At 41.7% G+C, this 6,946-nt stretch carries 8 protein-coding genes; 4 read left to right on the plus strand and 4 right to left on the minus strand.

The window, feature by feature from the left end; translation table 11 throughout:
• The first annotated feature begins 34 nt into the window (after positions 1-34).
• A complete protein-coding gene (locus AC5590_RS30110; RefSeq protein WP_169266953.1) occupies positions 35-760 on the plus strand; it encodes a cadmium resistance transporter in 726 nt (241 codons plus the stop codon).
• A 385-nt stretch (positions 761-1,145) separates the two neighbouring features.
• Positions 1,146-1,568 carry a YidH family protein gene (locus AC5590_RS30115; protein ID WP_169266954.1) on the plus strand — a complete coding sequence of 141 codons (423 nt, stop codon included), beginning with the start codon at positions 1,146-1,148 and terminating at the stop codon, positions 1,566-1,568.
• A 370-nt stretch (positions 1,569-1,938) separates the two neighbouring features.
• Here the strand turns inward: AC5590_RS30115 and AC5590_RS30120 are convergent, their stop codons facing one another.
• A complete protein-coding gene (locus tag AC5590_RS30120; RefSeq protein WP_169266955.1) occupies positions 1,939-2,394 on the minus strand; it encodes an RrF2 family transcriptional regulator in 456 nt (151 codons plus the stop codon).
• Positions 2,395-2,662: 268 nt separating this feature from the next.
• Between AC5590_RS30120 and cysE the strand changes: the two genes are divergently transcribed.
• Both cysE and AC5590_RS30130 read left to right on the plus strand, forming a co-directional pair.
• Complete coding sequence (gene cysE / locus AC5590_RS30125; RefSeq protein WP_169266956.1) at positions 2,663-3,388, plus strand: serine O-acetyltransferase; 726 nt, start codon at positions 2,663-2,665, stop codon at positions 3,386-3,388.
• A gap of 193 nt (positions 3,389-3,581) precedes the next feature.
• Complete coding sequence (locus tag AC5590_RS30130) at positions 3,582-4,550, plus strand: 50S ribosomal protein L11 methyltransferase (RefSeq protein WP_169266957.1); 969 nt, start codon at positions 3,582-3,584, stop codon at positions 4,548-4,550.
• A gap of 79 nt (positions 4,551-4,629) precedes the next feature.
• Here the strand turns inward: AC5590_RS30130 and AC5590_RS30135 are convergent, their stop codons facing one another.
• From AC5590_RS30135 to AC5590_RS30145, 3 genes are all read right to left on the minus strand, one after another.
• Positions 4,630-5,448, minus strand: a complete 819-nt coding sequence (locus tag AC5590_RS30135; RefSeq protein ID WP_169266958.1) for a hypothetical protein — start codon at positions 5,446-5,448, stop codon at positions 4,630-4,632.
• A 357-nt stretch (positions 5,449-5,805) separates the two neighbouring features.
• Positions 5,806-6,198 carry an RNA-guided endonuclease InsQ/TnpB family protein gene (locus AC5590_RS30140; RefSeq protein WP_370460814.1) on the minus strand — a complete coding sequence of 131 codons (393 nt, stop codon included), beginning with the start codon at positions 6,196-6,198 and terminating at the stop codon, positions 5,806-5,808.
• Positions 6,199-6,380: 182 nt separating this feature from the next.
• Positions 6,381-6,650: a peptidoglycan-binding domain-containing protein gene (locus AC5590_RS30145; protein WP_169266959.1), complete on the minus strand. Its 270-nt coding sequence runs from the start codon at positions 6,648-6,650 to the stop codon at positions 6,381-6,383.
• Between the last annotated feature and the right edge of the window lie 296 nt (positions 6,651-6,946).

Consider the following 6,946-nt stretch of genomic DNA (forward strand, 5'->3'; position numbering starts at 1 on the left):
AAACGCGAACACAACAATTAAGGATAAACACCAAATGAGCTTATATACCGCAATTCCCACTGGGCTGTCTGCCTTCGCTGCTACTAATCTTGACGACATTGTGATTCTGTCTTTGTTTTTCTCTCAGGTCAATGCAATCTTCCGTCGTCGTCACATCGTTACGGGTCAATACCTTGGTTTCAGTGTCCTGGTTATCGCTAGCCTGCCTAGTTTCTTGGGCAGTCTCATCCTACCGCAGTCTTGGATTGGATTGCTAGGAGTTGCTCCTATTGTGATTGGTATCACTCGCTGGTTAAACCAGGAGGATAGCGATAATCCCGAAGCACAGACAGAGCAAGAAGAATCTGATAGATCCTGGTTTACCAGCTTTTTGTCCCCCCAAAGCTACAGTGTCGCGGCAGTAACAATAGCTAATGGGAGTGACAACATTGCTATCTACGCACCGTTGTTTGCTAGCAGTACCTGGGAGAGTTTAGCAGTTATCCTTGGAGTCTTTTTCTCGCTCGTGGCAGTTTGGTGTTATGCAGCATACCAGTTAACTCGTATACCAGTTATGGTCGATGCCCTAACGCGCTACGGTCATCAACTTATTCCCTTTGTTCTGATTGGGTTGGGTGTTTTGATTCTGGTTGACTGTCACACTTTGGAAAATCCTAGTTTAGCCGTACTCACTTTAATCACAGGTAGTTTTTGTTTGCTAACTCTCAACAGGAACCTTTGGAGAACATCTGAAATAGTATCTGAAGTTGAAAAAAATTGAGTCATATAGCAATTTGAATTTTTTTTGTGAACAACAAGATTACCGACTTATTTAAAAAGTCGGTAATCTGTATATGCACGATTTCAAAAAATTAAATAGGATTACTATATCAAGTCTGTCTTAACAAGTGAAAGTCATTTCAATTTGTTTAAATTGTTGTGTGAGCAAATATTTTTATTTAAAAAGTATTGTTGAATACAGCTAAAAGTGATTCCTTAACCAGTAGAATTCACAATTATCAAGATAACACTATAAAATTTTTTTGTCAAAAAGTGAAAAGTTCATAAGACAATATAGAAGAGGAAAAAAACTTTCGCATAAGTAAAGTTTACTCAAATTCATCAAAAAGATTAAACACTTTTGTATGCGACTACCATTCAAATTTATGAAAGCTAATGTAGAAATTTCAGAAAAAGAAAAGTCAAATAAACCTAGTTCAACAGATAAAGTGCGGGAACATTTAGCAAATGAACGTACCTATCTTGCATGGATGAGAAGTGGAATTTCCTTGATGGGGTTTGGTGTTTTGATTGTCCGCTTGCGTATTCTTCGTCCTCCTCTTGCACCTCAAGCACCGGGTGATGGTTGGAAGTTAGGTTTAGCCTTTTCATTAGTCGGTTTGGTGACAGTCATGTTTTCAACCCAGCATTATCTTGCTGTACGCCGTGATATTGAGGAGGATACCTACCAACCAGCAGACCGATTGGTCATCCTCTCTAGCCTTGCTGTTATACTTCTTGGAATTGGGGTTATTTATTACGTATTTAGTATTCCTCTTGAGTCATTAAATACAGTCATAGTTGACTGAAGAGACTGGGTGTGGAGTGTCAGGAGTACCCTGCACCCTGCACCTTTTAGGAAGCATTGTTAGAATAGAATGGTAGCCCCTGGTAAATCCCATCATTAGAATCTTTGTGATTCCTGCGTGAGGTGGCTGTTGACTCCACCAGGATGAATTTTCTGATTGAACTTGAGTCTACTTTTTGTGTTGTTTCCTCCATCGTCGTTTCAATCGAGTCTTTGGTAGAAGTGACTGGTTCGGTAAGAAACGACCTCCAACTGTTTGGGAATCTCTTTTAAGCAAACGACAAAAATTCGTCTGGCTAATGCTGTGCTGCTTCGACTACGCTCAGCACAAGATGTTTTTTGCTATCTGCATATGGTAACTGCGAGAATGTCTAAATATAATACATTGGACCTTGCTGCAAGCGAGCTTGTCTTTGCTGATACAAATCTTGGAGTGTATAGCTGTGTAAAACCTTAATACAGGCGGTGTTGGCTTGCTCCCAGATCTCATGAACCAAATCCCTTTCCAAAGTGGAAGTCACAGAGGGTTCTCTGTCTTTACGTTCTCCTTCCACCAAAGTGACAATCTCCAGTAAGGTGATTTGCCAAGGTTCACGAGCTAGAACAAAGCCTCCTCGCGAGCCACGATGACTCTGTATTAGACCTGCTCGCCGCAAACTGGTCAGAATTTGTTCCAGATAGCGTTCAGGTATGGGTTGTTTAGCAGTCATTTCACTCATAGTCAGAGGAGTTTTTTTTTCCTTGTTGCTTGCTAGTTCTAAAAGTGCTAGCAGCGCGTATTCAACTTTGGAAGACAGATCCAAAAGAGTATAGTTTTGGCTATTCAAGTCCGTACTCAATATACTACTGTTTTTCGATAAGTTTATCGTAATTTTATGACAGATTTATTTTCATGGGAGTGTTAGATGTAATAACATTGCGCTAATTAGTCATAAATTATCATAATATTATCGATTTGCAGTAGATTATCCAAGACAATTCCTACAAATGATTTCATTAATTACATAACTTACACACTTGGCTTGTCTGTTGATCTTTGGTGTAGGGGCTGTTGAATTTTGAATTGTTATAAACTTCCCAAGATAGGAACAAATTATGCTGCTAACTGATTTGCGAACGATTTATGAGCGCGATCCAGCCGCCCGTAACTGGCTGGAAGTGTTGTTCTGTTACCCAGGTTTTCAAGCCATACTCTTGCATCGAGTGGCGCACTGGCTTTATCAAACGAAGATTCCCTTCATACCTCGGTTTATCTCCCATATAAGTCGGTTTTTGACTGGAATTGAGATTCACCCAGGAGCAAAAATTGGCACGGGAGTTTTTATTGACCACGGTATGGGAGTGGTGATTGGTGAGACAGCAGTGGTGGGTGACTACAGCTTAATTTACCAAGGAGTCACTCTCGGTGGTACTGGCAAAGAGACAGGAAAGCGCCATCCTACTCTCGGCAATCACGTCGTTGTGGGAGCAGGTGCTAAGGTATTGGGCAACATTAATATTGGGGAACATGTCCGCATTGGGGCAGGTTCAGTAGTGCTGCGAGATGTGCCTAGCAACACCACAGTCGTAGGGGTTCCAGGGCGCGTGACTCGTCAGACTAAGGAAATAGCCGATGTTCTGGCTCACAATAAACTGCGGGATGTGGAAGCAGAAGTGATTCGCGCCTTATTTGAACGAGTCAAAGCTTTAGAAAAACAAGTCCAAGAATTACAGGCGCAGTCATCTGTACACGCATTGCAAGTTAGCGACTCACAAACGAACAATAGCAAGTCGAATAGTGATTTGGTGATTTCAGAGTTTTTAGATGGTGCGGGGATTTAAATCAGGGAACAGTGAACAGTGAACAGTGAACGCTTAACAGTGAACAGGGAACAATTGATAACTGATAACTGATAACTGATAACTGATACTAGCATTGGTTAAGATGAAAAGGCTGTCTGCGATCGGTAGCTTCACCGTGCAGTCAGTTTTTGTTTTAGGCAATGCAGCTGCACGCTAAGGAAGAAAAGAAAGTATGCCGTGGATAGAGTTAAGCCTCGATACAACACACGAGGCTATTGATTGGGTTCGTACGCTGCTTGCAGAGACTCTCGAAATTGGTGACATTAATATCGTAGAATATACGGGACTGAACCAACCCCATCCAGTTGAGCAGCACCCTCAATGGACATTCACGATTTACTTATATCTACCACTAGATGCCCAGTCGAGAACACGTGTAGAAAAAATCGTTAATTTGCTCTCGCCTTTGCACCGTACTGGACTAACGACTACGATACAGACGACTGTGGTTGAAGACAAACCCACAGACGCAAACGGACTCAACTCTAGAATTCATCGGATAGGGAAACGCTTCGTTGTACTTACTCCTGATGCATCTTATCAATCCCAAACAGCAGACGAAGTCACTTTGAGACTGAAGACAACCCTCTGTTTTGGCAGCGGTTTACATCCAGCAACCATTCTCAGCCTTCAACTGCTTGAGCAGTACATCATCCCCACCATGAATGTCTTAGACTTGGGTTCAGGTTCAGGTATTCTGAGTGTGGCAATGGCGAAGCTTGGGGCAAATGTCTTAGCATTAGACAACGATCGCATTGCGGTAGTTGCCACTCAAGACGCTGTACGTTGTAACGGGGTAGAACAGCAGGTAAGAGTGATGAAAGGAAGCTTGGGATCTGGAAGTGAGATGGGGCATTGGATGGGTGGAGACATTATCGACAATGTGCCAAGCATCAAAGATACAAAAACTTTTGACCTGATTGTCGCCAATATTCTAGCACGGATGCATATTGCTCTTGCTGATGACTTCCAGCGTGCGCTGCGTCAAACTGATGCACACGGGGGACTTCTGATTACAGCTGGTTTTACTGCTGATCATGAGGAGAATGTTGACAAAGCTTTAACAAAAGCAGGATTTGAGATCGTTGATTGTAAACGATTAGACGAGTGGGTTGCATTTGCCCATCGCCTTGTTTTGTAATGGGATAAGCTCTATTTTCAACGATCTCGTAAACCTGCGTACTCTAAGTCATTCAAGCAAGTAGAGATGATAGAGTTAGTTATGGGTATATAGTGTCAGCAACGAACACAGGTTTGTTTTTGTAATCTGCTTCCAACTGTCGTCTCACCCTTTGATCCCAAGTGATGCCGTAGTCTCGTTCAATATCTGCAGCGACAAAAGGACGAACAACACCCACCATGCCTACTGTCTGATTTTTGTTTATCACCCTTTTTGGTGTTGCGACGAATAAAACCAACAAATCTTCCGTGCCTAGGGAGTAACTTTCATCGAGTGTGAACAAAACGGGACTTTGAATATTATCAACACTACCCATAACTGCAACCTTTGTACCATAGTACTTGCGAGGGTTTTGGGTAATTTGTCCGACTCTAGGCGCTAATAGAATTGACTTAGCAATAATCGCAGGTTTATTGATATAATCCTCATAGATTTTGTCCTGCAAATTGAGATTATAATTCCGCTCAATGTTTTGAATATTTAAGTTACGAACATCACCCGTAACTTGAACTTTTGTATCACTGTCAGTTGGTAAATCGAAAGCTAGACCCGAAGCGTTGATGACTACTACAGGCTCGCCGCCTAATAATTTTTGATCACTTACCGTAAAAGACGATTGACCTACTTTTTTCATCGGTTGGCTTCTCACCGTTACGGGTTCACCTATGAAATTGTCTGTTTTTTTGCTAAGATCATATGTATTAACAACTTGTGTAGGAGCGAGTGTATTACCGCCATAGCCTACTCTCACCAGCACTGCAATCAATACTAGAGATACAATGACTCTTGCATCCCAAAGTTTTTGCAGTAAATAATCTCTCTCACGACTGATTTTGCCTTTCATCTGTTGGTCATTCATAATTCAGACTTTCTTATTTTAAATTTATTTGTTGTCCAAAAATGCTAAGCTAAGATTAGATAGTCACATACTATACAGATTTGTGAAAAAGCAATAAGTATGAGACTTTCACGAAAACTCAAACTTTGCTTCTTCATGGAGTTATGAATCTCAAGGAAGAGAAATTTTTGTTTTATGTGATGCAAGTTTATTATTAGCGAAGTCGTGTTATTTTCTCTTCCTGCTGAGGTAATATAATTAGTATCAACTAAGATAGATTGCCAATACTGTAGATAGAGTCTTCTCTTCCTATCGGCGACTCTAGGTGGCTATCTTAGCTAATGCAACTATCTGAAGAGAATGTTGACACTCTGCGGCCTAAAGGCACGCAGATTCTTGGGTCGCGGGGATTCCAACGAATTTACCCTCACCAAGCGTGTGCCCCACGGCTGCAAGTCCGCGTATCGCGACTACTTGTGCAGCTGCAACATCCCTATCGGTTGTATAGCCGCAATGTGAACATACATGAACACGTTCACAAAGATCTTTTTTACCAGTTTCAGTTCCGCAGTTAGGGCAGATTTGGCTAGTCTTACGAGCATCTACCTTCTGGAAATAAACACCGCGCTTAAAACATGTCTGTTGCAAGATATTAAAAAACTGACCAAATCCTGCATCAAGGCAATGTTTACCGAGTATTACGCGAGATAGCCCAACAAGATTTAGATCTTCAACAAACACCATCCCTGCATTATTGCAGTTGACATACATTTTACAGGCAGCGCGAACACGAATGCGTATCCCAGACAAAAAAGCAGGTCGAAAGGGAATTTTTAAAGGGAACTCTAATAGTAAGCCAAAAGCAAAGACAAATAGCAGTGAGCAAGCCTGGGGGATAATCCCAGGCTTTTTTTAAGTTTTACCCATGGCGCAGTAGCAGTGTGCTAAGGAGCTTAGGCAATATTTGCGCCTAGAGCACGCCAAGTTTTTACACCAACAATTCCATCTTGACTCAGATTATACTTGCGTTGAAAGTCCTTGACTGCATCCTCAGTTTTATCACCGAAGTTAGCGTCAAAGGTAATTTTGTATTTGTAACGGAGAATCAGAATTTGTTGCAGTAATCTAACTCCTTCAGTTTGTAGACCTTTCTTTAGAGTTGGCAGATCATTAGACAGTTGGGCATCAGCAGCAGTAGTTGCAGCTTGAAGTTCGGATGACATAGTTTATTCCTGTTTGAATGTTTTTTGGGAGAACACCCACAGTCAAAGTATTGAGGCTTGTCCCTCCAGATTCTTAGTAAATGTCATCGAATGTAACTTATGCAGTTGGACAATCAACTTTATTGGCGAACATGCTTTTGCTAGATAAGGCGTTGGCAATATTGCGATAATGTGAGAAGCTATTCTGGCGTTGATCTTCTGCACCGGCTGCTCGCAATACGGTTCGGTTAACGGTCGTCAGTAGACCTCTCCAAAAATGGCTATGAAACCTTTACCGCGCTTGCACTAAAAATCAT

The sequence above is a fragment of the Brasilonema octagenarum UFV-OR1 genome (assembly GCF_963888615.1).
Taxonomy (GTDB): Bacteria; Cyanobacteriota; Cyanobacteriia; order Cyanobacteriales; family Nostocaceae; genus Brasilonema; species Brasilonema sennae.